Annotated in this window: 26 protein-coding genes; 21 read left to right on the forward strand and 5 right to left on the reverse strand. The window is 39.0% G+C overall.

Going from position 1 to position 24,701, the window contains the following annotated elements:
- Window positions 1-180: 180 nt before the first annotated feature.
- Window positions 181-561 (forward strand): hypothetical protein, encoded by a 381-nt coding sequence (locus tag AAEY68_RS17550; RefSeq protein ID WP_008138697.1) that lies wholly within the window; start codon window positions 181-183, stop codon window positions 559-561.
- Here the strand turns inward: AAEY68_RS17550 and AAEY68_RS17555 are convergent, their stop codons facing one another.
- Window positions 562-1,002 (reverse strand): PaaI family thioesterase, encoded by a 441-nt coding sequence (locus AAEY68_RS17555; RefSeq protein WP_007584940.1) that lies wholly within the window; start codon window positions 1,000-1,002, stop codon window positions 562-564.
- Between the two features lie 167 nt (window positions 1,003-1,169).
- Between AAEY68_RS17555 and lexA the strand changes: the two genes are divergently transcribed.
- The 5 genes from lexA to AAEY68_RS17580 all read left to right on the forward strand — a co-directional run bounded on the left by lexA (window position 1,170) and on the right by AAEY68_RS17580 (window position 6,446).
- Window positions 1,170-1,787, forward strand: coding sequence for a transcriptional repressor LexA (gene lexA / locus AAEY68_RS17560; protein WP_007584941.1), 618 nt, complete (start codon window positions 1,170-1,172; stop codon window positions 1,785-1,787).
- A 483-nt stretch (window positions 1,788-2,270) separates the two neighbouring features.
- Complete coding sequence (coxB, locus tag AAEY68_RS17565; protein ID WP_024594300.1) at window positions 2,271-3,413, forward strand: cytochrome c oxidase subunit II; 1,143 nt, start codon at window positions 2,271-2,273, stop codon at window positions 3,411-3,413.
- Window positions 3,413-5,005, forward strand: coding sequence for a cytochrome c oxidase subunit I (gene ctaD / locus AAEY68_RS17570; RefSeq protein ID WP_024594299.1), 1,593 nt, complete (start codon window positions 3,413-3,415; stop codon window positions 5,003-5,005). The genes coxB and ctaD overlap by 1 nt, the downstream gene beginning before the upstream one ends.
- Window positions 5,005-5,535 carry a cytochrome c oxidase assembly protein gene (locus tag AAEY68_RS17575; RefSeq protein WP_002959612.1) on the forward strand — a complete coding sequence of 177 codons (531 nt, stop codon included), beginning with the start codon at window positions 5,005-5,007 and terminating at the stop codon, window positions 5,533-5,535. The genes ctaD and AAEY68_RS17575 overlap by 1 nt, the downstream gene beginning before the upstream one ends.
- A gap of 35 nt (window positions 5,536-5,570) precedes the next feature.
- Window positions 5,571-6,446 carry a cytochrome c oxidase subunit 3 gene (locus AAEY68_RS17580; protein ID WP_024594298.1) on the forward strand — a complete coding sequence of 292 codons (876 nt, stop codon included), beginning with the start codon at window positions 5,571-5,573 and terminating at the stop codon, window positions 6,444-6,446.
- Here the strand turns inward: AAEY68_RS17580 and AAEY68_RS17585 are convergent.
- Window positions 6,349-6,657, reverse strand: coding sequence for a DUF2909 family protein (locus tag AAEY68_RS17585; protein ID WP_076916441.1), 309 nt, complete (start codon window positions 6,655-6,657; stop codon window positions 6,349-6,351). The genes AAEY68_RS17580 and AAEY68_RS17585 overlap by 98 nt on opposite strands.
- 14 nt (window positions 6,658-6,671) lie before the next feature.
- Between AAEY68_RS17585 and AAEY68_RS17590 the strand changes: the two genes are divergently transcribed.
- From AAEY68_RS17590 to AAEY68_RS17650, 13 genes are all read left to right on the forward strand, one after another.
- Window positions 6,672-7,412 carry an SURF1 family protein gene (locus AAEY68_RS17590; RefSeq protein WP_024594297.1) on the forward strand — a complete coding sequence of 247 codons (741 nt, stop codon included), beginning with the start codon at window positions 6,672-6,674 and terminating at the stop codon, window positions 7,410-7,412.
- Entirely contained in the window at window positions 7,402-7,896 is a 495-nt protein-coding gene (locus AAEY68_RS17595; protein WP_007584950.1) for a hypothetical protein, read from the forward strand. Before AAEY68_RS17590 ends, AAEY68_RS17595 begins: the two co-directional genes overlap by 11 nt.
- A gap of 28 nt (window positions 7,897-7,924) precedes the next feature.
- On the forward strand, window positions 7,925-8,914 hold the full coding sequence (locus tag AAEY68_RS17600) for a COX15/CtaA family protein (protein WP_024594296.1): 990 nt from the start codon (window positions 7,925-7,927) through the stop codon (window positions 8,912-8,914).
- A 12-nt stretch (window positions 8,915-8,926) separates the two neighbouring features.
- Entirely contained in the window at window positions 8,927-9,856 is a 930-nt protein-coding gene (gene cyoE, locus AAEY68_RS17605) for a heme o synthase (protein WP_024594295.1), read from the forward strand.
- Window positions 9,853-10,470 carry an SCO family protein gene (locus AAEY68_RS17610; RefSeq protein ID WP_024594294.1) on the forward strand — a complete coding sequence of 206 codons (618 nt, stop codon included), beginning with the start codon at window positions 9,853-9,855 and terminating at the stop codon, window positions 10,468-10,470. The genes cyoE and AAEY68_RS17610 overlap by 4 nt, the downstream gene beginning before the upstream one ends.
- A gap of 152 nt (window positions 10,471-10,622) precedes the next feature.
- The gene (locus AAEY68_RS17615) at window positions 10,623-10,895 is read left to right on the forward strand and encodes an STAS domain-containing protein (protein ID WP_024594293.1); all 273 of its coding nucleotides are present in this window, start codon (window positions 10,623-10,625) and stop codon (window positions 10,893-10,895) included.
- 8 nt (window positions 10,896-10,903) lie between these two features.
- Window positions 10,904-11,266, forward strand: a complete 363-nt coding sequence (locus AAEY68_RS17620) for a response regulator (RefSeq protein WP_007584956.1) — start codon at window positions 10,904-10,906, stop codon at window positions 11,264-11,266.
- A gap of 10 nt (window positions 11,267-11,276) precedes the next feature.
- Entirely contained in the window at window positions 11,277-13,367 is a 2,091-nt protein-coding gene (locus AAEY68_RS17625; protein WP_024594292.1) for a chemotaxis protein CheA, read from the forward strand.
- The gene (locus AAEY68_RS17630) at window positions 13,364-13,849 is read left to right on the forward strand and encodes a chemotaxis protein CheW (RefSeq protein ID WP_007584959.1); all 486 of its coding nucleotides are present in this window, start codon (window positions 13,364-13,366) and stop codon (window positions 13,847-13,849) included. The genes AAEY68_RS17625 and AAEY68_RS17630 overlap by 4 nt, the downstream gene beginning before the upstream one ends.
- A gap of 45 nt (window positions 13,850-13,894) precedes the next feature.
- Complete coding sequence (locus tag AAEY68_RS17635; RefSeq protein WP_010554953.1) at window positions 13,895-16,201, forward strand: methyl-accepting chemotaxis protein; 2,307 nt, start codon at window positions 13,895-13,897, stop codon at window positions 16,199-16,201.
- Between the two features lie 79 nt (window positions 16,202-16,280).
- On the forward strand, window positions 16,281-17,111 hold the full coding sequence (locus AAEY68_RS17640) for a CheR family methyltransferase (RefSeq protein WP_024591684.1): 831 nt from the start codon (window positions 16,281-16,283) through the stop codon (window positions 17,109-17,111).
- Window positions 17,095-17,712, forward strand: a complete 618-nt coding sequence (cheD, locus tag AAEY68_RS17645; protein WP_024594291.1) for a chemoreceptor glutamine deamidase CheD — start codon at window positions 17,095-17,097, stop codon at window positions 17,710-17,712. Before AAEY68_RS17640 ends, cheD begins: the two co-directional genes overlap by 17 nt.
- Before the next feature lie 8 nt (window positions 17,713-17,720).
- Entirely contained in the window at window positions 17,721-18,752 is a 1,032-nt protein-coding gene (locus tag AAEY68_RS17650) for a protein-glutamate methylesterase/protein-glutamine glutaminase (RefSeq protein WP_007584963.1), read from the forward strand.
- Here the strand turns inward: AAEY68_RS17650 and AAEY68_RS17655 are convergent.
- The gene (locus tag AAEY68_RS17655) at window positions 18,742-19,779 is read right to left on the reverse strand and encodes a polysaccharide deacetylase family protein (RefSeq protein WP_024594290.1); all 1,038 of its coding nucleotides are present in this window, start codon (window positions 19,777-19,779) and stop codon (window positions 18,742-18,744) included. The genes AAEY68_RS17650 and AAEY68_RS17655 overlap by 11 nt on opposite strands.
- 42 nt (window positions 19,780-19,821) lie before the next feature.
- Between AAEY68_RS17655 and AAEY68_RS17660 the strand changes: the two genes are divergently transcribed.
- Complete coding sequence (locus AAEY68_RS17660; protein WP_024591683.1) at window positions 19,822-21,093, forward strand: MATE family efflux transporter; 1,272 nt, start codon at window positions 19,822-19,824, stop codon at window positions 21,091-21,093.
- 14 nt (window positions 21,094-21,107) lie between these two features.
- On the opposite strand, the gene AAEY68_RS17665 is transcribed toward AAEY68_RS17660, so the two are convergent.
- The gene (locus tag AAEY68_RS17665) at window positions 21,108-21,377 is read right to left on the reverse strand and encodes a hypothetical protein (RefSeq protein ID WP_002959572.1); all 270 of its coding nucleotides are present in this window, start codon (window positions 21,375-21,377) and stop codon (window positions 21,108-21,110) included.
- A 9-nt stretch (window positions 21,378-21,386) separates the two neighbouring features.
- The gene (gene nfuA / locus AAEY68_RS17670) at window positions 21,387-21,962 is read right to left on the reverse strand and encodes a Fe-S biogenesis protein NfuA (RefSeq protein WP_007584966.1); all 576 of its coding nucleotides are present in this window, start codon (window positions 21,960-21,962) and stop codon (window positions 21,387-21,389) included.
- A 146-nt stretch (window positions 21,963-22,108) separates the two neighbouring features.
- On the opposite strand from nfuA, the gene AAEY68_RS17675 reads away from it, so the two are divergent.
- Window positions 22,109-24,658 carry a M14 family zinc carboxypeptidase gene (locus AAEY68_RS17675; protein ID WP_350586574.1) on the forward strand — a complete coding sequence of 850 codons (2,550 nt, stop codon included), beginning with the start codon at window positions 22,109-22,111 and terminating at the stop codon, window positions 24,656-24,658.
- Window positions 24,659-24,701 lie beyond the last annotated feature (43 nt).

The raw sequence follows: 24,701 nt of genomic DNA on the forward strand, positions 1-24,701 counted from the left end.
CATGACTTATTTGTTTAATTGAGCTGAGTGTTTGATATCCAGCTAGCTTTAAACGCTAAAAAATACTTAAAAGCTGCGAAATATCTATATAAAGTGGTTAATAGAGCATAGTTGATTTGGTATAACGGTAAAACTGCGTTAAAGTTTGCAATGAAATTATTAGAGGATAAATACGAAACGATGTCGGAAATTCAATTTTTAAATGTAGATCTTGAGCTTGAATCAAAGCAAGATATTAGTTTGCTAGTGGCAGACTTGAAAAAAGTCGCGACGATTTTACATTATGACAAAGACGAATACCGTCAATTAGCGCGTATTGAAGCAACAGGTGTAGTAAACACGCCTGACAAAGCAATAAACCATATATGTGAGCTTATTGAATCGTGTTCGCGTAACGCGCTAAAGCAATGGTTAAGCTGTTCACGTAGAACGTTTGATATTGGTTTTGAATCAGGCACTTCCCCTAAGTGCTTTAATCAAGCCTTAGATGCAGATACATTACTACGTATATCTGCGATTGGTGCGGGTATGGAAATTACAATTTACCCAATCGAAAAGTAACTACCTTCGCTCTACGACTGCTGCGGTCATTTTTGATACGCAGCACAGCTCATTGCGGCTATTTGTAATTTTTATTTCCCACACTGAACTACGTTTGCCAATATGAAACGCTCTTGCCGTTGCTGTTAAAGTGCCGTTGCGAGATGCTTTTAAATGACTTGCGCTAATTTCCTGCCCCACGCAGTAAAATTTTGTAAAATCGACAACAAAGTTAGCTGCATAGCTGGCAACTGTTTCGGCAAGTACAACGTTAGCACCGCCGTGAACCATTCCCATTGGGTTATGATGCTCAGGAATTGCCGGCATAGTGGCTACTAAGTAATCATCACCAATTTCAGTGACTTCTATTCCCATGGTTTTCATTAATGTTCCTTGGCCATCAATGCCTTGTTCTAACTGCTTGCACAGCTCTAAAGTGATGGGCTGGTACCAAATACTCATAATGACTCCTTTGCTTTTTTAATCATTTATAAACCTAGCTTTAGTTATATCCCTAAAATGTACACAAGTGAAATTACTTTGGCTATTTTAAGGCTTAATTTAAATTTGCGATTTTTATTTAACTGTATATACTCACAGTTAAATATACTGTATGGAAAACCAGTTGTATGCGACCATTAACGAACCGCCAAGCTCAAATACTCGAACTAATTAAAGTTTTTATTAAAGACACTGGTATGCCTCCTACACGTGCTGAAATAGCGCAAACATTAGGTTTTAAAAGTGCCAATGCTGCTGAAGAACATTTAAAAGCACTTGCTAAAAAAGGCGCAATTAAAATGAAACCAGGTGCAAGCCGTGGTATTCAGTTAATTGAAGAAGAAGAGCCAGAACAATTAGGTTTACCGCTTATAGGGCGTGTTGCTGCTGGTTCACCTATTTTGGCGCAAGAGCACGTTGAAAGTCACTGCAAAATCGATCCATTAATGTTTAAACCGGCTGCAGATTTTTTACTACGCGTTAACGGTATGAGCATGAAAGATATTGGTATTATGGATGGTGATTTACTTGCTGTACATCGTACTCAAACCGCTGAAAACGGGCAAGTTGTTGTTGCCCGCCTAGACGAAGACGTAACTGTAAAACGTCTTGAGAAAGCGGGTCGTAAAGTATTACTTCATGCTGAAAACGACGATTTTGAATCTATTGAAGTAGATCTTGAAAATGAGTCTTTTAATATTGAAGGCTTAGCCGTTGGCGTTATAAGAAACGCTGATTGGATGTGACTTTAAAAATAGCTTTTAAACAAGCAGTTTTATAAATGCGTACTAATTAGTACGCATTTTTTGTTTTAAATTCGCACTAAAAATAGGGCATAAATAGCTCACTGACAATTTAAGCTGTAAACTTTTTTGCACTTATATTTTCCCCCTTCGAATGCGTTAAACCCCTTTGTTTTGCTCATCTTTTGAACTTACTGTTACCTAGTTGGTTACTGATTTTTTATTAATTACTCAATATCACCTGATTGTTTTTTATACTAAAACTTGCTTGTTGTTCATTTTTTAGCTAATTATTAATGTGCTGAGCTAATAATAACTCACAGCTTTTTAGTTTTGAGAACACACAATATACACAAACCCGTTGTTGGCGCAGCAAAACCAATCAATATTAAATGAGATTGACTAAAAAAATAAAAATAACGAATTGGCGTTTAAGCCGTATGCCTCTTCGCTTTGCATTCGCAATAGCATCAAAGGAGCCGTCACATGGGTAAACTGACCTCTACCTTGTGGCTTATATTATGTGTTTTTTCGCACCCAGTTTTGGCTAACAGCCAATACAATATGCGCAAAGGCGTAACCGATATAAGCAATAATGTATATCAGCTGCACATGACCATATTTATAATATGTTGTGTGATTGGGGTGATAGTGTTCGCAATTATGTTTTGGGCACTTATTCATCACCGTAAATCTAAAGGGGCTGTACCTGCCCAATTTCACGAAAGCACTAAAGTAGAAATACTTTGGACTGCAATCCCGTTTGTTATTTTAATTGCTATGGCAGTACCAGCCACTAAAACCCTAATTGCAATGGAAGATGCCAGCAAAGCTGATCTCACTATTAAAATTACAGGCTCGCAATGGAAATGGCATTATGAATATATGGGTGAAGATGTAGAGTTCTACTCTATTTTATCTACCCCGCAAGATGAAATAGCGAATCTTGCAGATAAAAATCCTAACTACTTACTTGAGGTTGATAAACCTCTCGTACTGCCAATAAATCAAAAAGTACGATTTTTAATGACTTCTGACGATGTTATTCACTCTTGGTGGGTACCTGATTTTGCAGTTAAAAAAGATGCGAATCCCGGCTTTATAAACGAAACATGGACGAACATAAACGAAGAAGGTACTTACCGAGGCCAATGTGCTGAGTTGTGTGGTAAAGATCATGGCTTTATGCCCGTTGTGGTGGTCGCTAAATCTGAGGCTGATTTTAAAACGTGGCTTGCAGATGCAAAGCAAGCTAAACAAAAAGCAGCATTAGCAGATGCCGCATTACTTGATAAAACCCTCCCAAAAGAAGAATTAATGACTTTAGGCGAACAAGTATATATGGCCAATTGTGCTGCATGTCATCAGCCTACTGGCATGGGGTTACCGGGTGTATTTCCTGCACTTAAAGGCAGCCCTATAGTGCTTGGCGATATAAAAGATCACATTGATGTAGTTATCCATGGGCGACCCGGTACGGCAATGCAAGCATTTGCCAAACAGTTATCTATAAAGCAATTAGCAGCGGTTATTACTTATAAACGTAATGCGTGGGGTAATGATACGGGTGATGTTATTCAACCGAGTCAAATACAGGCAGCACTTGATGCCAAAGTGGAGGCGAACTAATGAGTAGCATAGTAGAACAATCTAACGCCAATGAAGCTCATCATGCTCATCACCCAGCTAAAGGTTTTAAACGCTGGCTTTACACAACTAATCATAAAGATATAGGTAGTTTATATTTAATTTTTTCGCTGACCATGTTCTTAATTGGTGGTGGAATGGCCATGGTGATCAGAGCTGAATTATTTCAACCAGGTTTACAGTTGGTCGATCCTCACTTTTTTAATCAAATGACCACAGTGCATGGTTTAATTATGGTGTTTGGTGCGGTTATGCCGGCCTTTACAGGCCTTGCTAACTGGATGATACCACTCATGATTGGCGCGCCAGATATGGCATTGCCAAGAATGAATAACTGGAGCTTTTGGATTTTACCGTTTGCGTTTTTAATCCTATTGGCATCGTTATTTATGCCTGGTGGGGGTCCTGCATTTGGTTGGACTTTTTATGCACCACTGTCTACAACATACAGTAATGATAATACTGCATTGTTTGTATTTGCCGTACATATTATGGGGATTAGTTCAATAATGGGCGCAATCAATGTGATTGTAACCATAGTGAACTTACGTGCCCCAGGCATGACATGGATGAAGTTGCCCTTATTTGTATGGACGTGGTTAATTACTGCCTTTTTATTAATAGCGGTAATGCCAGTGCTTGCAGGAGCTGTCACTATGGTACTTACCGATAAGTATTTTGCGACCAGCTTTTTTGATGCCGCAGGCGGTGGCGACCCGGTGATGTTCCAACACATTTTTTGGTTTTTTGGTCATCCCGAAGTATACATAATGATTCTTCCTGCCTTTGGCATTATATCTACAATAATACCTACCTTTTCTCGTAAAAAACTTTTTGGCTATGCCTCAATGGTATACGCCACATCCTCCATAGCACTATTGAGCTTTATTGTATGGGCTCATCATATGTTTACCACTGGGATGCCGGTCGCTGGCGAGTTGTTTTTTATGTACGCGACCATGCTTATATCGGTACCTACAGGAGTAAAAGTATTTAATTGGGTTGCCACAATGTGGAAAGGCTCAATAACTTTTGAAGTGCCAATGCTTTTTAGTATTGCGTTTATTGTGCTGTTTACCTTAGGTGGCTTTTCGGGTTTGATGCTGGCAATTACACCTGCTGACTTTCAGTACCACGATACTTATTTTGTAGTGGCGCATTTTCATTATGTATTAGTAACAGGGGCTGTGTTTTCGATAATGGCAGGTGCTTATTATTGGCTACCCAAATGGACAGGCAACATGTTTAATATCACGCTAGCTAAATGGCATTTTTGGCTATCGCTGGTGAGTGTGAACGTACTGTTTTTTCCTATGCATTTTGTAGGGCTTGCCGGTATGCCGCGTCGAATTCCCGATTATGCACTTCAATTTGCCGACTTTAACGCAATCATAAGTATTGGTGGATTTGCCTTTGGTTTATCGCAATTGTTGTTTGTAGCTGTGGTAATTAAATGCGCGCGTGGCGGTGATAAAGTGCCTGCAAAAGTATGGGAAGGGGCAGAAGGGCTTGAGTGGGAAGTTGACTCTCCAGCGCCATATCATACTTTTTCTACGCCGCCGGTAATTAAGTAATGACACACGCACCGCTACTCAAACGTTTGGTACTTATTTGCATAGGCATGTTTGCCTTTGCCTTTGCTTTAGTACCTTTGTATGACGTGTTTTGTGATGTAACAGGGCTTAATGGAAAACCTTCGCTTGAGCAAGCAGAGCAAAGTACACAAATAGTACAAAACCGAGAAGTCGGCGTTAGCTTTACTACTCACGCACAAAGTGGTGCACCGTTTGAAGTTAAATCAAAAGAATACAGTGTAGTGGTAAAACCCGGTGCAATGCGTGAAGTAATGTTTAGTGCTAAAAATAACAGCAACCTAGATAAAGTAATGCAGGCTGTACCATCAGTCTCGCCAGGTAAAGCGGCAAAGTATTTACACAAAATAGCCTGTTTTTGCTTTGATCAGCAACCTCTAAAAGCAGGGGAAGAACTTGAATTTAAATTACTTTTTTATGTTGATACCGCACTGCCGAGCGATATTGAAGAATTAACTTTATCTTATACCGTATTTGATATTAGTGAACAGCTGGTGGCAAGTAACAACTAGCTTTTTAAACTAGTGTGAAACTAGGAGTAAATAAAATGAATCAAGAATATGAGCATTATTACGTACCTGAGCAAAGCCCATGGCCTATTGTAGGTGCTGTTGCATTGTTTTTTATTGCAGTAGGGGCAGGCTTGACTGTTATGAGTGTAGGTAAAGAAGGTGGTAGCGGGGTTTATCTGCTTTATGCCGGTATTGCTGTACTTGTGTATATGTTGTTTAGCTGGTTTAAAAATGTAATTAATGAATCGGACCAAGGTTTGTACTCAGCACAAATGGATCGCTCTTTTAGACAAGGTATGAGCTGGTTTATTTTTTCTGAAGTTATGTTTTTTATGGCCTTTTTTGGTGCGCTTTTTTATGCACGCGTATTGTCGGTACCTTGGCTTGGAGGCGCAGGCAATAATGCAATGACTAACGAGGTTTTATGGCCAACTTTCGAAGCTGTTTGGCCGCTAGTTTCAACACCTGCTGGTGAAACTACTCAAGCTATGGGCTGGCAAGGCTTACCGCTTATAAATACCTTAATACTGCTTACTTCCTCAGTTACTTTACATTTTGCCCACGTAGCGATGGAAAACAATAAACGCACTCCACTTAAAGTTTTTTTAGGCGCTACTATTTTATTGGGCGTTTGCTTTTTAGGGCTGCAAGTTGAGGAGTACATGCATGCATATAATGACCTTAACCTAACGCTAGATGCGGGCATTTACGGTAATACGTTCTTTTTATTGACTGGTTTTCATGGCATGCATGTAACGTTAGGAACCGTACTTTTATTTGTAATATTTTTACGGATATTAAAAGGGCACTTTACTAAAGATAAGCATTTTGCTTTTCAAGCAGCTGCTTGGTATTGGCACTTTGTTGATGTGGTGTGGCTGTGTTTGTTTGTATTTGTATATGTGCTGTAGCGTTTATTGGCGAATTATTTGCTTTAATAAAACCAAGTTTAAGCGCTGCAATAACAACAACTAAAACAACGACCGAAAACAATACGCGACGACCTAAAAAGTGAGACATAGGTCGTCCCCCAGTTTTCCCTGACACCATAATAAACAATGCTCTAAATAAGTTAAAAAGTATAAATATTAACAACAGTACGATAATAATTTTAATAATCACTGAGTTGACCCTTTATGCAGTTAGTTTTATGGCACAAACAAAAGCTTAGTTCACTAATCACACTTTGTATGGTTGTGGTTGTTGTACTTGTGTGTGTGCGACTAGGATTTTGGCAGTTGGAGCGGGGTGAGCAAAAACAGCAGCAACTAACCGCTATTGCTAAGCAACATACTCGTGGTGTGATGAGTTGGTCTCAATTACATAACCTGCCTGATAGCTGGAACAAAACAGGTGTATTGGTTGAGTTAAAAGGGCGGTTTGTACAAAACCAATATTGGCTTTTAGATAATCAAGTTTATAACGGACAAGTAGGGTACGACCTACTTGCTTTACTAAAGCCAGCCAGCGAAGAAAAAGTGATTTTAGTTAATTTAGGATGGGTAAAAGCGCCTATATCTAGAGATACACTGCCAAAGGTTACTCTGCCTACAGGTGTTTTTATTCTTAAAGCGCAAATAAAAGAAAATAACCTAAGTAGCTTTACGCTTGAAGATAAAACTACAAATAACGACTTACCTACAAGAATCCAATCTATCGACTTGAATATGCTGAGCACTCAAAGCCAGCAATCATTAATTAATTTTATGGCTTACAGACAAGGTACTGGTGATGAGATTGCAACACCTCATTATGAGGCAGTTGTTATGAGCCCTCAAAAGCATAATGCCTACGCTGTGCAATGGTTTTTAATTGCTATTGCATGTGCTGTTGTGGCTATTTTTGCGAGTAAAAAAAGGACACATAATGAAAAATAACCCCCTTGTGTTGTTTGTGGGCTGCTGCGCTATCCCATTAATTTTGGCATATGGCGCATTAAAGTTTGATTGGTTGCCTACTGCAATTACTAATAATGGCGAGTTTTTAAGCCAAGAAATAAAACTTAAAAATTGGCCGCAAAATAATCCCAAGCAATGGACTATCGCACTTAATTATTCAAACGAATGTAACACCCCATGCAGCGAACAACTCAATGCACTTAATAATTTATATGTGGCACTTGGTAAAAACCAAGGCAAGGTTGATATGGCTGTAATGGGAAGCCCTGACAATAAAAATCTACCATGGAAAATTATTACCGAGCAACAGAGTTTAAATCCTGCAAGTTTGTATTTGATTGATCATATGGGGTTAGTGGTACTTGAATACCCCTTTAAGGTCGAGCCACAAGAAAACCGTTTAGTACAAAAAGGGTTATTAAAAGATCTAAAAAAATTACTTAACTATTCTCGTTCTAGCTAACTAAGTTGAGCTTAAGTTGGAGTATCTGATGTATAAAAATTATAAAAACTTAGTATTAATAACAGGATTACTCGCTTTGATTGTAGTTGCTTTAGGTGCGTACACCCGCTTAAGTGATGCAGGTTTAGGGTGCCCCGATTGGCCTGGTTGTTATGGTTTTTTAACGGTACCTAAGCATGAGGCTGACATAGCCTTAGCAACTCAAAGCTACCCCGATATGATGTTCGAAACCGCAAAAGCGTGGAAAGAAATGATTCATCGCTACTTTGCAGGTGCTTTAGGCTTACTTATTTTAGGTTTATTTGTGTTGGCTTTTTTAAAACGCCAATATCCAACTACGCCAGTTAAATTGCCTTTGGCTTTACTTCTACTAGTGGTGTTTCAGGCTGCCCTTGGTATGTGGACAGTAACCATGAACCTTCAGCCGCTTATTGTAATGGGCCACTTATTAGGTGGCTTTAGTATTTTGTCACTTATAACGCTTTTATATTTACGGCTAACCGCAAAACCTATTATGGGTGGCGATAGCGGCGCAAAACGCTATTTCGGTTTAAGTTTAGTAGCGCTCAGTGTATTAATTATCCAAATTGCACTTGGTGGTTGGCTGGCTGCAAATTACGCCGCTCCACATTGTAGTGGTTTGCCATTGTGTAATTACGCACAACCGTTTTCATTGAGTAGCGTATTTCAATTACCACTTGAGCACAGTAATTATGAGTTTGGTGTGTTATCGCAGCAAGCGCGTATGTCTATTCATTTATTACATCGCATTTGGGCACTCGTTACTTGCATTGTTCTGGCGTTAATTATGTGGAAAATATACAGCCAAGCGCACTCTAAAAAAATTAAAAATTGCGTTGTGAGTGTATTACTTGTTTTGCTTTGCCAAATTAGCTTAGGGCTTATTTTAGTACATTGGCATATTCCGTTGGGAGTTGCACTGGCGCATAACTTGATGGCAGCCATACTGTTATTAAGCATGGTTAGGTTGTGTTATTACCTAAAATCACGCACATAAAGGGGAAATATGATGGCACTTATAATAGATAAAAAAATACTGCTACCCGTTAATACTCAATCGCTAATTTCGCGTACTCATAGTTTGCTGCAAGACTACTTAGCAATTAGTAAATTTAAAGTGGTAGCTATGTTGGTGCTAACAGCTTGGGTTGGTTTAGCGCTGGCTCCCGATGTAGGGCGCGGTATGGTCGTACAGTTTATTAGCTTGTTAGGTATAGGGCTACTTTCTGCTGCTGCAGCGGTTATTAATCATGTGGTTGATAGCGAGATAGACTCAAAAATGGCACGGACTCGTCATCGCCCTGTGGCTAAAGGGCGTTTAAGTAAAACACATGCGCTTAGTTTTGCAGCTGTTATTGGGGTTGCTGGTTTTATTATGCTAATGGTGTGGGCTAATACCTTAACCGCTATATTAACGTTATTTGCATTGGTAGGTTATGCATTTGTTTATACATCATTTTTAAAGCGTGCTACACCGCAAAATATTGTTATAGGTGGGTTGGCTGGCGCAATGCCTCCATTATTAGGTTGGGTGTCAGAAACAAACCAAATGGCAGCAGCCCCTTGGTTACTTGTAATGATAATATTTACCTGGACTCCGCCACACTTTTGGGCGCTGGCTATAGCACGAAAAAGTGATTACGAACGCGCTAAAATCCCTATGTTACCAGTAACCCATGGAATCGACTTTTGTAAAACGTGCGTCGTTGCTTACTCTGTTTTACTCGCTGTAGTTTGCGTATTGCCTTATTTAATTGGTATGTCTGGATTAATCTATTTGATAGGTGCATGTGTATTAAATGCAGTGTTTATATATAAAGCCGTCAAATTAAAAATTGCTGGAAATGATGAGACTGCAATGGACTTATTTCGTTTTTCGATTATTCATTTAATGGTACTCTTTGTAATCTTATTTATAGATAAATGGCTCCCTTTATGAAGCAGTTATGGCTTGGATTAATCGTTGTTTTAGTTTTGTTTTTATCAGCATGTTCAAATGAAAATAGTCCACCAGATGTAGATGCATTAGTTTACGAAAATGCAAAGCCATTGTCTGATTTTACGCTAAACGATCAGCGCGGCGAATTAGTGACTAAGCAACAATTTGTAGGACAGTGGAATTTAGTATTTTTAGGCTATACAAGCTGTCCAGATATTTGTCCATTAACACTTGCTAAGTTAAATGCTGTTTATAAAAACTTACAAGCAGATTATCCGCTGCAAATTTGGTTTTTATCGGTTGATCCAAAACGCGATACACCAGCTAAACGAAAGCAATATATAGATTACTTTAACCCAGACTTTTTAGCTGTATCAGGGGAACATAAACACCTTTTTCCTGTTGTTCGAGAGCTTGGTTTAATTTACGCCATTAGCGATAGTAGTGAATCAGAATATGCTGTTGATCATAGTGCCTCGGTCGCTATGGTTGATCAAAATGGAGCCGTTAGAGCTATTTTTAAACCAGAATTTAAACAAGGTAGTGTGCCATTAATTAATGCGACGACTTTAACTGAAGAGTTTAAAAAAATAGCTGATTACTATAAAAACTAGTTTTTTACTTTTTACCAATTTTAAAGGAGCTTTAGGCTCCTTTTTTTGTATTTTAACGACAGGTTAAATTTAATTAAGCATTTTATGGCAATTTTAATAACTAGGGCTAAGCTTTTGTTATGAATTGAATTGACAGGGAATGCACTTACTAAATGCTAAAACTTCCGAGCGAACTTGCTATTACGCAAGTTGAAACACTACATCAAGACTTACTACACGAACTCAATAGCAACGATGATATCTGTCTTGATATTAACGATGTGATTTCTGCTGATACTGCCTCAATTCAACTTTTATGCGCCTTACAAAAACACCTACTTACTATACAGCACAAAATAATATGGGTAGGCAGTAGCAAGGCCTTAACGCATACAATTAATAAACTTGGCTTAAGCCAATACTTAACAACCGAAAGTAAAAGTTAGGGGTATATATGAAAAGAATTTTAGCGGTTGATGATTCAGCATCGATGCGTCAAATGGTGAGCTTTACATTAAAAACTGCCGGGTTTGATGTAACCGAAGCTAAGGATGGCAGTGAAGCTCTCGCTATTGCCAAGCAACAAGATTTTGATGCCGTGATCTCAGATGTAAACATGCCAATAATGGATGGAATTACATTAATACGAGAGCTGCGTACTTTACCGAGTTATAAATTTACACCATTACTAATGCTTACTACAGAGTCGGGCTTAGAAAAAAAGATAGAGGGTAAAGCTGCTGGTGCAACAGGCTGGATTGTAAAACCATTTAATCCCGATCAGCTACTAGCGGTAATTAAAAAAGTTATTCGCTAAGGAGCGCAGTGTGAGTATAGATTTAAGTCAATTTTTTGAAGTTTTCTTTGAAGAGAGTTTTGAAGGCCTAGATACCATGGAGGCTGAGCTATTAAACTTAGTGCCAGGTGAGGAAGATTTAGAAACTATCAACACTATTTTTAGAGCTGCTCACTCAATAAAAGGAGGCAGTGGCACTTTTGGCTTTAGCTCCGTTGCTGACTTTACTCATGTACTTGAAACACTACTGGATCAAATTCGCCAAGGTGAACGAGAGCTTAGTACCGAGCATGTCAATTTATTACTCAAAGCTGTGGATTGCTTGCGCGCTTTACTTGCTGCACTTCAAGGTGAGCAAGAGCCAGATTTAACTGAGGCAGATTTGTTAAAAGTACAATTTGAACATGTACTTGGAATGAAAAACGAAACACAAGAAAATAAACCTCAAAGCTTTGGCGAGCAAACAAGTAGTAACACCTATCAAATAGACTTTAAACCCCATCATCATTTATTTAAAACAGGAAACGAGCCACTGTATATGATCAGTGAGCTCGAAGAGCTAGGTGAGTTAGAAACCACAGTATTTTACGATGAAGTTCCAGAAATTACAGATTTGAGCAGTGATGAATGCTTTTTACATTGGCGCTTTTTTTTAGATACTAGCCATGATGAAAAAGCCATAAAAGAAGTATTTGAATGGGTAGAAGACGATGCCGACATAAAAATTGAATTATGCGGAGGCTTATTTGGCAATGATGAGCAAATACAACCTAATCAAGGTGAGATATCTAAAGCTGTTGAGCTTGAAACATCCGATTTAATAAAAGTAGCTGAGCTACCTAGTAAGCCAAAGCAACCCGCTGCTAATAAAGATAAAAAACCTGCAAGTACACCAGAGTCTACCTCCATTCGAGTTGGTATTGATAAAGTTGATTCGTTAATAAACATGGTTGGCGAACTTGTTATTACACAAGCGATGCTAAATCAACTCAGCGAACAAGAAATCACACCAGCCACAATTACTTTACTACAAGAAGGCCTAGCGCAACTTGCCCATAATACGCGTGATTTACAAGAAAATGTGATGCGCATTCGTATGCTGCCAATAAACTTTGTATTTAGTCGTTTTCCTCGATTAGTGCGAGATATAGCGCAAAAACTAAATAAGCAGGTTGAGCTAAAGTTGATTGGAGAGCAAACCGAGCTTGATAAAACAGTAATGGAAAAAATATCCGATCCTATGGTGCATTTAGTGAGGAACTCACTTGATCATGGATTAGAGACTGTTGAGCAAAGACTGGCGGCAGGTAAAGATCCCGTTGGCACAGTAACCTTAAATGCGTTTCATCAGGGTGGAAACATTGTTATTGAAATAATGGATGATGGGCAGGGGTTAAATACAAAAAAAATAAAAGAAAAAGCCATCACTAACGAATTAATCTCAGCTGATAACCATCTCAGTGACGATGAAATAAATGAGCTTATTTTTATGCCCGGCTTTTCGACAGTAGATGAGGTAAGTGACTTATCTGGTCGTGGAGTTGGGATGGATGTAGTTAAGCGAAATATTCAATCATTAAATGGCTCAGTGGAAGTAACCTCAGCGCCCGGTGTTGGTTCTACATTTACTATTAGATTACCACTTACTCTCGCTATTTTAGATGGGCAATTAGTTAAGGTGGCTCAGCATACTTATATTATCCCGCTCATTTCTATTGTGGAATCTCTGCAAATTGATATTGCTAAAGTGAGTCGAGTGGGTAAAAACCTTGATGTATTGAGACTTCGGGACGAATACATTCCTATTTTAAGGCTCTACGATATTTTTAATCATAAAAATGCCATTGAATCACTCGATAAAACGCTGCTTGTTGTTGTAGAAACAGATAACCAAAAGGTGGGTTTATTAGTTGATGATTTACTGTCTCAACAACAGGTTGTTATTAAAAGTTTAGAGGCTAACTATCATAAAGTTGATGGCGTATCGGGAGCCACTATTTTAGGCGATGGGCGTGTATCGCTGATTGTGGACATTAGCGGCTTAATAAAGCTCTCAGGTTTAAAAAAACCAGGTAGCCAAGAACTAACTATTGAAACGCAAGCCACTTTGGAGGCGTTATGAGCTCAGAGCAAAGCCAGTTAAGTAATCAATTAAATCTTCAGCAACAGCAAGGTGTAAAACAGTTTTTAACTTTTATTATGGCTGATGAAGAATACGGCGTTGATATTTTAACAGTACAAGAAATTCGCAGTTGGGAAGAAATTACAGTATTGCCCAATGCGCCTGAATTTGTAAAAGGCGTTATTAATTTACGTGGAACAATAGTGCCAATTATTGATTTACGGTTGCGCTTTGGATTACCAAGTGTCGACTATGGGCCATTAACGGTGGTTATCGTTGTCAAAATAGAATTTGAACTAGGTAGCAAAATTATAGGTGTTGCTGTTGATGCCGTTTCTGATGTTTACAGTATTGCGGAGCAAGATGCGAAAGCGGTTCCTAGTTTATCTGAGTCGAATAATTGTGAATATGTAGCTGGGTTGGTGAATGTTGGTGAAAAAATGGTAGCGCTAATTGACCTGCAAAAAACAATGAATATTTAGCAAACAGAAACTAAATGAATAATAAACTTAAAGGTGGTGATGAGCATGGGATGGTTTAGTAATCCAAAGCAGTCAAAATCAAGTAATGATTTAATTGTAGACGCATTGAATAAATCATTAGCGGTGATTGAGTTTGAACCTAACGGAAAAATAATTACTGCAAATATGAATTTTCTAAACGCGATGGGCTATCGTCTTGAAGAGGTTCAAGGCCAGCATCACTCTATGTTTGTTGACCCAGATGAAGCTCAGGGCAACGATTATAAGAACTTTTGGCAACGCCTGCGTAATGGCGAGTTTATCTCAGATGAGTTTAAGCGGAATGCAAAAGGTGGAGCTGAGGTATGGATCCAAGCAACTTATAACCCAATTGTTGATGAGCAAGGGCAAGTATTAAAAGTAGTTAAATTTGCCACCGACGTGACCGAGCAAAAGTTAATAGCAGCAGAAGCCTCAGGGCAAATTAGTGCTATAAGTAAATCTCAAGCGGTTATCGAGTTTAATTTAGATGGCACTATTATTGATGCCAATGATAACTTTTTAAATGCACTTGGTTATCAACTTAGCGAGATTAAAGGTCAGCACCATAGGCTTTTTATTGAACCCGAACATGCAAATAGTATCGAATATAAAGAATTTTGGGCCAAACTAGGTCGTGGTGAATTTGATTCAGGGGAATATTTAAGAATAGGGAAGCAGGGTCAGGAGGTTTGGATTCAAGCATCTTATAACCCAATTTATGATATGAACGGCAAGCCGTTTAAAGTGATTAAATACGCATCTGATATTACTGAACAAAAAGAGCTTGAAAAAGCATCTCGCAAAGCAGCCGATTTAGCAAATGCGCTTAAAGTTTGCCAAGCGAACGTAATGATTGCTGATGAAGACCTTAATATAGTATTTGTGAACGATCGTGTTCAGCAAATGCTAAAAGTCCGCGAAAAAGAATTACAAACTGTATTACCAAGCTTTTCTGTTGATAATTTAATTGGCACATGTGTTGATGATTTTCATAAGCACCCTAATCATCAGCGCGATTTATTAAAAAACCTCGATAAGCCTCATAAAGCCGAATTACTTTTAGCAGGTGTCACTTTCACCTTGATTGCTTCACCTTGGATTAGCCAAGATGGAAAGCATTTAGGCACCATTGTTGAGTGGGAAGATAGGACCAATGAGGTTGCGCTTGAAAAAGAAATAGCCGAACTTATTAGCGCTGCAGGTAATGGCGAATTAGATACAAGAGTCGCGGAAGAAGGCAAGGAAGGATTCTTTTTACGTTTGGCTCAAGGGCTAAATAGCTTAGTTAAAATAGTTGATGATGCAGTTGCTGACACGGGCAGTATGCTCGATGCGATGGCAAATGGTGATTTATCAAAACGAGTTGAAAAAGAATATAAAGGCTCATTTGATAAACTCAAACGCGATGCTAATGCTACGGCAGATAAGTTAACGGAAGTGATTAATCGCATTAATTCATCGGCAACGCTTGTAGCCAGTGGTGCAGAGGAAATCTCTCAAGGTAATGCTGATTTAAGCCAACGTACAGAAGAGCAAGCCTCGTCACTTGAAGAAACAGCGTCGAGCATGGAAGAGATGACTAGCACCGTTCGCCAAAATGCTGATAACGCAAAAGTGGCAAACGATTTAGCAGAAGAAACATGCGAAAAGGCGATTCAAGGTGGTGAGGTTGTAAATAGAGCAGTTACGAGCATGTCGGCAATTAATGAGTCGAGCAAGAAAATTGCAGATATTATTGGTGTCATTGACGAAATAGCATTTCAAACTAACTTATTAGCGCTTAATGCTGCAGTAGAGGCTGCAAGGGCTGGTGAACAAGGTCGAGGCTTTGCGGTTGTTGCAGGTGAAGTGCGTAATTTAGCACAGCGCTCTGCAGGCGCAGCGAAAGAAATTAAAGAGTTAATAAGAGATAGTGTAGGCAAAGTAGCTGATGGCTCTCAATTAGTTAATGAGTCGGGCGCTACACTTAAAGAGATTGTTGTATCGGTACAAAGAGTGACGCAAATGATTTCTGATATTACAGAGGCATCTGAAGAACAAAGTGCGGGTATTGAACAAGTTAATACCGCCATCTCACAAATGGACGAAATGACGCAACAAAATGCCGCCTTAGTAGAGCAAGCCTCTGCCGCTGGCGAGTCTATGGCTGAGCAAGCTAATGAGATGCGCCAACTACTCAACTTTTTCTCAATAGGTCAGCAAGAGATGGCAATGATTTCGCCGACTATGCGCACACCTAAATTATCTCATAAGTCGCAAAGCAGTTTTGTAAGTAATAAACCCAGAGGCGATAACTTTGTAGACTCTGCTGATGAATGGGAAGAATTTTAACAACCAATCTTCTTATATACCTCGCTGAATACATAATCACAGCGAGGTATTATTTGGCAGGCTAAATTGAGAGCGAACAATGAAAGAGTTTTTGTGTACCGACCGCGACTTTAAAGAAATTGCCAGTTTAGTTTATAGCGCATGTGGAATTGTATTAGGTGAGCATAAGCGAGAGATGGTTTATTCACGCTTAGCAAGACGTATTAGAGAGCGAAAACTAACTGACTTTAAAGCCTATTTAGAGTATTTAAATAGCCATAAAGATCAGGAGTTTGATGCCTTTATTAATGCAATAACAACTAACTTAACGTCATTTTTTCGTGAAATACACCACTTTGAATTTATAAAATCTGAGCTTGTACCTGCTCTCTTAAAGGCAAATAAAAATAGTAAGCGAGTAAGAATCTGGTCTGCAGGTTGCTCAACAGGAGAAGAGCCCTACAGTTTGGCGATGACTTTAAATAATGCATTTCCGAGCAATTGGGATGTAAAAATACTAGCAACCGATTTAGATTCTAATGTATTGGCAAAAGCACAAAAGGGTATTTACACCGCAGCGAATGTTAACGGCTTAGATGACGTGCAACTTAAGCGTTGGTTTTTAAAAAGTAAAGACGGTGAAAACTATAAAGTTAAAGATAGGCTAAAAGAGTCTATTTCATTCAAGCGTTTAAACTTATTGCAAGATTGGCCAATGAAAGGATCATTTGATCTTATTTTATGTCGTAATGTTGTTATTTACTTTGATAAAGAAACAAAAGATCAGCTTTTTAAGCGTTACGCCAATATATTAAATGAACAAGGTTATTTGTTTTTAGGTCACTCAGAAAGTATGGGAAAAGAGCATACGCAATTTAAAAATTTAGGAAAAACTATGTACCAAAAGGGACAAAATGCACGCAGAGTTTAGGCCGGTATTACCTAACTTTGAACATATTAAACGATATTGGGACTCGGGCCGAGGTAGCGTTGTTGCTAAAGTGCTTCCGGGTGAGTTTTATGTTTCTAAAAATAATGAGCTAATCTCTACAGTTCTGGGTTCGTGTATCGCGGCTTGTGTTTACGATGAAGTACTAGGGGTTGGGGGCATGAATCACTTTATGTTACCAATTCAAAAGGGAGTAGAACTTAAGAATGCGCATAGTTTAAGTTGTCGGTATGGCAATTGGGCTATGGAGTATCTTATAAACGAAGTTTTAAAAAATGGTGCATCTCGCCGTAACCTAAAAGTAAAACTTTTTGGTGGGGGTAAAATTATTAGTGCGATGACTGATATAGGGCTGGGTAATATTAGTTTTGCAGCGGCGTATATTAAAGAAGAGGCATTAAATCTAGTTGCCCACGATATGGGTGGACCATGGCCACGAAAAATATTTTTTCATCCGAACACCGGTAAAGTTCATATGAAAAAACTTAAAAACCTACATAATAATACGATTGAAAAACGCGAAGTCCGTTACTTACAAAACCTTAAAAAGCAAGAAGTAGTAACTGATATAGAGCTGTTTTAGGAGTATGCATGATTAAAGTATTAATAATTGACGACTCCCCCTTAATTAGGCGTTTACTCACTGAAATATTACAGCAAGCTAAAGATATTACGGTAGTGGGGAGCGCTGAGGATCCCTACGAAGCTCGCGAAATGATAAAAAAGTTAAATCCTGATGTATTAACGCTCGATGTAGAAATGCCAAAAATGGATGGCATTAGTTTTTTAAAAAACTTAATGCGATTAAGACCAATGCCAGTAGTGATGATTTCAACACTGACCCAAAAAGGCTCTCCTATTACACTCGAGGCACTCGAATTAGGGGCTGTTGATTTTATAGCTAAGCCTACTAACAACGTAAGAGAGCAATTGAGCCAATATGCATCACTTGTTCAACAAAAGGTGCGAATAGCTGCTGGAGCAAGAGTAAGAAGCTATAAAAAAACGGTCGTCACAAATGAGCCTATTAATACCCATTCTCAATTTTTACTTAATAAAGTAATTGCGATAGGTGCTTCAACGGGTGGTACTGAGGCTATCAAAGAAGTACTTATTAAGATGCCACAAAATTGCCCGCCCATTGTAATTACTCAGCATATTCCTCCTGTGTTTAGCGCCTCATTTGCTGAGCGAATGAATCGTACATGCACGATAAATGTGAAAGAGGCTGAACATGGCGATAAGCTTAGCACTGGCTGGGCTTATATAGCACCAGGTGGTTTTCATTTAAGTATTAAAAAGCGAGGTGTTAGCTTGTATTGCCAGCTTGATGATGGCGAGCCGGTCAACAGACATAAACCTGCGGTAGATGTGCTGTTTAACTCATTAGTTGAGACAGGGGCTAAAAACGTAGTTGCAGCCATACTAACAGGGATGGGGAGTGATGGCGCAAAAGGGTTACTTGCACTAAAACAAAACGGTGCGTATACCTTGGCTCAAGATGAGTACTCATCGGTGGTATGGGGTATGCCTAAGGCTGCCGCTGAGTTAAATGCAGCGGACGAGATAGTTGCGCTGGATAAAATAACCCAGCGACTATTACATCAGGCAGTTAAGGTTTAGGCGCTTCAATTACCCAAGGCTGCGAAAACCAAAAATAATCACCAGGGCTAGAAATAGAAGGGGCCGTGCAATTAAAACGAGATCGCCCTTTATTAAGCACCTTTGGTGAGGTTATTTCGACTGTATTTTTATTTACCCATTTTAAATCTGCTTGGCCTACGCTTGATACGTAACAGGCAAATTGGCTTTTATGAAAGTCACCCATTTTAAATTCAATTGTGAGCGTGGGTGGATTTTGTTGTGTAACGCTATCTTGATAAGTTAAATTGGTGATATTAAACGCGCGTGAGTTAAGCTTAGTAATAAGAGTTTCTAGTTTGCTGTAAAAGCCTGATGCAGGAAAACGCGGTAAGCGGCTAAAATTAGAGTCTTTATTTACAGCGCCGGAGTGCTGACCAATACCCACAAAACCAAGCTCTGTCACAAGTGCTTGCAGCTCGTTATTAAACTCACCATACGGGTATGCTAAGTATTTATAGTCGTGGCCTATTTCTTCTTTTATACGCTTTTGAGAGCTAAGAATATCTTGCTTAATACGTGATTGCCATTGTGCATCGGTTTCGTTTTCAAGCTTAAGGTGTAAGTAATCATGTTGTCCGCTATGATTGGCTATTAATGCCCCTTTTTTAGATAATTCTTTGAGCTTATCCCACCACATTACGTAGCTCATGCCCTCGTCTATTAATTTAGGATTTACAAAGATAGTGTACGGGTAGCCAAACTTTTCTAAAATAGGCGCCGCTTGTTCATAGTTATTGTTATAACCATCATCAAAGGTGATGGCGACAGTTTTATCAGGTAAGGTTTCACCTTGCTGAAGTGCGCTTATTAAGTCATTAAGAGGAATAACGTTAAAGTTGTGCTCTTTTAAATAGCTCAAATGTTTAGTGAATGTATTGGCGCTAACGCTCGTTACAGCGGGTAGGGTTTCACTAACATGATGATACTGTAAAATAACGGCTGCTTGAGCCCGCACAGATACACTAATGAGGATAAATAATACTAAATGAAACAATTTCTTATACATAATAAGGCACACCATAAAAGCTTGCTGTTGTTAGCGGGTCCGATGATACTATCAAATATCACAGTGCCGTTGTTAGGAATTGTTGATACCGCTGTAATTGGGCACTTAGGAAGCGCTCATTACTTAGCGGGTATTGCCCTTGGCTCTGCAGTTATATCTATTTTATTTTGGCTTGCTGGTTTTTTAAGAATGAGTACCACGGGGCTCGTGGCACAAGCATACGGAAAAAACGATTTAACCCAACTTGCCGCTTTACTTAAACGAAGTCTATTGCTTGCAAGCGCAGTGGCTGTGCTATTAATTGTGTTATCCCCATTAATAAAGCACGCTATTGCTTACCTCTCCGCCGCCAATAGCGATGTACTTATCCAAGCGTATCAGTATTTTAGCATTCGTATTTTTAGTGCTCCAGCAGCATTGTGTAATTTAGTGTTACTGGGTTGGATGCTTGGTGTGCATTATGGTCGAGGTCCATTTTATTTATTACTCGTCACTAATATCGTTAATATAGTACTCGATATTTATTTTGTTGTTTATTTAGATTGGGCAGTTGCAGGCGCTGCGTGGGCTTCACTTATTGCTGATTATACGGCTTTAGTATTTGCACTGTTTTTAGTGGTTAAACTAGCTAAAAAACAAGACATTGATCTAAATGTACCGAATTGGTTGAGTATTAGCAAAATGGCTGAATTATTGAGTTTGAATAGAGATATATTTATTCGCTCTTTAATACTGCAATTATGCTTTAGTTTTATGACGTTTTACGCAGCGCGTATAGGCGAAACCACATTAGCTGCTAATGCTGTTTTACTTAACTTTCTAATGTTGGTGAGTTTTGCTCTTGATGGCGTTGCTTACGCGTCTGAGGCAAAAGTAGGGCAAGCTAAAGGCCAAGGAAGCGTTAAAAATATAGAGCTTTGGGTTAAAATAAGTGTATTTTGGGGCATGCTTTTTGGCGTCTTATATAGCGCTTTTTTTGCATTATTCGGCAGCGGTATAATCAAGCTTTTAACCAATGTGCCAGAGGTTATTCAAGAGGCAACACACTATTTACCATGGCTAATAGTGTTGCCTATTTTGGCCATGAGTTGCTTTTTGTTTGATGGTGTTTTTGTAGGGCTTACGCGAGCAAAGAACATGCGTAACAGTATGATACTTTCAGCTGGAGTTGGCTTTTTTGGTGTGTTTTGGGTGTTTATAGACTTGCAAAATAACGGGTTATGGCTGGCTATGAGCTGTTTTATGTTAATGCGCGGGGTTACATTAATAATTAAATATCACCACTTAAAAATAAATAATCAGCTATTAGATTAAACTAAATAAATGGTTTATTTCCAGAGATCGGGGTCGTGGTGTTTAGGGCCCATATCTTTTAAAACTTGTGAAAAACGATTAGCAAAAATACCGCAGTAGCCCCAACCGGCAAAAAATAATGCGGGGAGTAAAATTATAACGCCAATTATTTGTAAGCTGTAGTGAGTGTAATACCCAATAGATATGAATATCACGGCTAGCACAAACAGTGCTAAGCCGCGAAAAAAGCGCTTTAAGCTCAGCTTAGGGTTGCTCCCTAAGCGATAAATAAGCTGCTTTAGCATTTACAAGGCCTAATAGTAAGAGTGATCGCCCGCTTCGTGCTCTGTTATATCAGCAACACCGGTGATTTCTTCAAACTTAGCTATCATTTCTTTTTCAATGCCTTCTTTTAGCGTTACATCGATCATAGAACAACCGTTACAACCACCACCAAACTGAAGTATAGCAATACCTGCAGCTGTAATTTCAACAAGGCTTACTTGGCCACCGTGGTTAGCAAGTTGTGGATTTACTTCGGTTTCTAGCATGTGCTGTACACGTTCGTTTAACGATGCATCGTTACCTATTTTACGCGCCTTTGCATTTGGTGCTTTTAGCGTTAACTGAGTACCCATTTTGTCGGTAACAAAATCGATTTCAGCTTCTTCTAAAAATGGAGCACTTTCTGCATCTACAACGGCATCAAAACCGTTAAAGTTTAGGCGAATATCGCTCGCTTCTACAGCGTCTTCTGGACAATAAGACACACCACATTCCGCTTGTGATGAACCAGGGTTTACAACAAACACACGAATATTGGTTTGTTGTGATTGATCTGCTAATAGTTTAGCAAAATGCGCTTGCGCTGTTTCGGAAATAGAAATCATAAAACCATCTATACTTGACTAAATTACTCGGATACTGCGTATCATACTCCGCTCATCGTGTTGCGGCTAGTGTTGAGCGTAAAAAGTTGGCATCTATTTTAAGCAATGGTAGCGTGCAAACAACGAACATTTTTTGAGTGATTTATATGCGTTTGGTATTAACATTAATGGTGGTGCTGCTTAGCTTTTCAAGTGTAGCTAAGCCACTTTCGTATTATTTTGAACAAGATGTAAAATTTGACCCTTCAATTCCTACTCCTGAGCAAGTACTCGGTTACGAAGTAGGAGAGTGGCACGTGAGACACGATCAGCTCGTACGTTATATGGAAATACTTGCTGATAAAAGCGACCGTATAAATTTTGAGGTGATTGGCCGCACGCATGAACAACGCCCGTTAGTAATGCTAACAATTACTGCTGCTGATAAGCTATCAAGCATAGAGCAGACACGCCAAGCTCACTTAGCACGCTTAAGTAATAACAGTAGTAAAGCACAAGACGACCCTGCTGTTGTATGGATGGGATACAGTGTGCATGGTAATGAGTCATCAGGTAGTAACTCATCTTTGCTGGTGGCATATTATTTAGCTGCTGCACAAGGTACTGAAATAGATGAGCTATTAAATAACACGGTTATTTTACTCGATCCTTCACTTAACCCAGATGGCTTAGCGCGTTTTGCTAATTGGGCCAACAGTAATCGAGGCATGAATTTATCAAGTGACCCTAAAACCCGTGAACATGTTGAAAACTGGCCAAGTAGTCGTACCAATCATTACTGGTTTGATTTAAATCGTGACTGGTTATTACTACAGCATCCTGAATCGCGTGCGCGTATTGCTAAATTTCATCAGTGGAAACCAAATGTCTTAACCGATTTTCATGAAATGGGGCCTAATAGCAGTTACTTTTTTCAACCAGGTATTCCAAGCCGTAAACACCCAATAACACCTGATGAAAATGTAACGTTAACTAAAGCGATTGCTAACTATCACGCAAAAACGTTAGATAAAAACAACGCACTTTATTTTACTGAAGAAAGCTTTGATGACTTCTATTACGGTAAAGGTTCAACCTATCCCGATGTAAATGGCGGCATAGGCATTTTATTTGAGCAGGCAAGTTCTCGTGGACATATTCAAGACACTATAAATGGACCTTTGAGCTTTCCTTTCACTATTAAAAATCAACTGTTAACGAGTTTATCTACCTTTAAGGCAGCAGTTGATAACCGCCAAGCATTACTTGATTACCAGGCTAAATTTTATAATCAAGCTACTGATTTAGCCAGCGATGAAAGCTTTGAAGGGTATGTTGTTGAAGGTGCAAGCGACAACACCCGTATTATGCACTTTTTAGAATTGTTAAAGCAGCACCAAATTAACGCTTACCCACTTACTAAATCATTAAAAGCAGATGGTAAGAATTTCAGTACACATAGCTATTTTGTACCATTAGCACAACCACAATATCGTTTGGTAAAAGCGATTTTTAGTGAGCAAAAAAACTTTGCCGATAATACTTTTTACGATGTATCTGGCTGGACATTAGCGCATGCGTTTAATTTGCCATTTTCTAAAGTTAAAAGTAGTTGGGGATTAAAAGTTGCTGATAAAGCATGGGAAAAAGTAGCAACCCCATCATTTTCTTCACTCACCGAAGGTTACGCATTTGGTTTTTCGTGGGATGATTATTTAGCACCTAAAATGTTAAATAGCTTATTACAGCAAGGTATAAAAGCACGTGTAGCGCTAAAAGCATTAACGGCTAAATCAACATCAGGAGAAATTAATTTTAAACCTGGAAGTATTATTATACCGGCTGGACTACAAACAAATACAGATTGGATTACCTTGCTAAATAAAGCACAAAATGAGTTTGGTATTGCAATCAAACCTATTACATCAGGCTTAACAAGCAAAGGAGCCGATTTAGGGTCGCGATCAATGGCGGTTGTTAGTGCTCCAAAAGTACTGCTTATTGGCGGGCAAGGCGCAAGCCAGTACGAAGTCGGCGAAGTGTGGTATTACCTAGATCGCTTTGTAGGTGTTGCACCAACAATTGTTGAAATGAACCGCTTTAGTTCACTCGAGTTAAGTGACTACAGTCATATTGTGCTTGCTCATGGCAATTACAATAGCTTATCTGATGCCGACAAAGTGGCTATTAAAAGCTGGGTAAGGAAAGGCGGCGTTATTTGGGGTCACAAAGGCGGCGCTAAATTTTTAGCTGATCAGCAATTACTCAAAGCAAGCTATCTATCACGACAAGATGTAGCAAGTGCATTTAAAACGACAGGTTTAAGTTATGGCGATAAAGATCATTTAGCAGGACGTCAACGCATTGCAGGTGCTATTTTTAATACTAATGTAGATTTAACTCATCCGCTTACATTTTCACTTAAGCGTAATACATTGCCCGTATTCAAAAACAGTACTTGGTTGCTAGAAGCTTCTGATGCTCCGTTCGTAAATGTACTTACCTACACTAAAAATCCATTATTGGCAGGCTTTACCGATGCCGTTAATGTTGAGCAAGTTGCTGGCGGCGCAGGCTTAATTGCTCACTCATACGGACGAGGTACAGTGATAGGCATGACCGACGACCCTGTATTTAGAGGTTACTGGTATGGGACTAGTCGACTACTAAGCAACGCTTTATTTTTTGGTCATACGTTTCGTGCAAATGGCGAATAATACCAATTCGCTTAATTAAGTGATCTATTTTGAGGATGGAAAA

This window comes from Pseudoalteromonas sp. RB2-MNA-CIBAN-0110 (genome assembly GCF_040309305.1).
In the GTDB taxonomy this organism is placed as follows: Bacteria; Pseudomonadota; Gammaproteobacteria; order Enterobacterales; family Alteromonadaceae; genus Pseudoalteromonas; species Pseudoalteromonas arctica.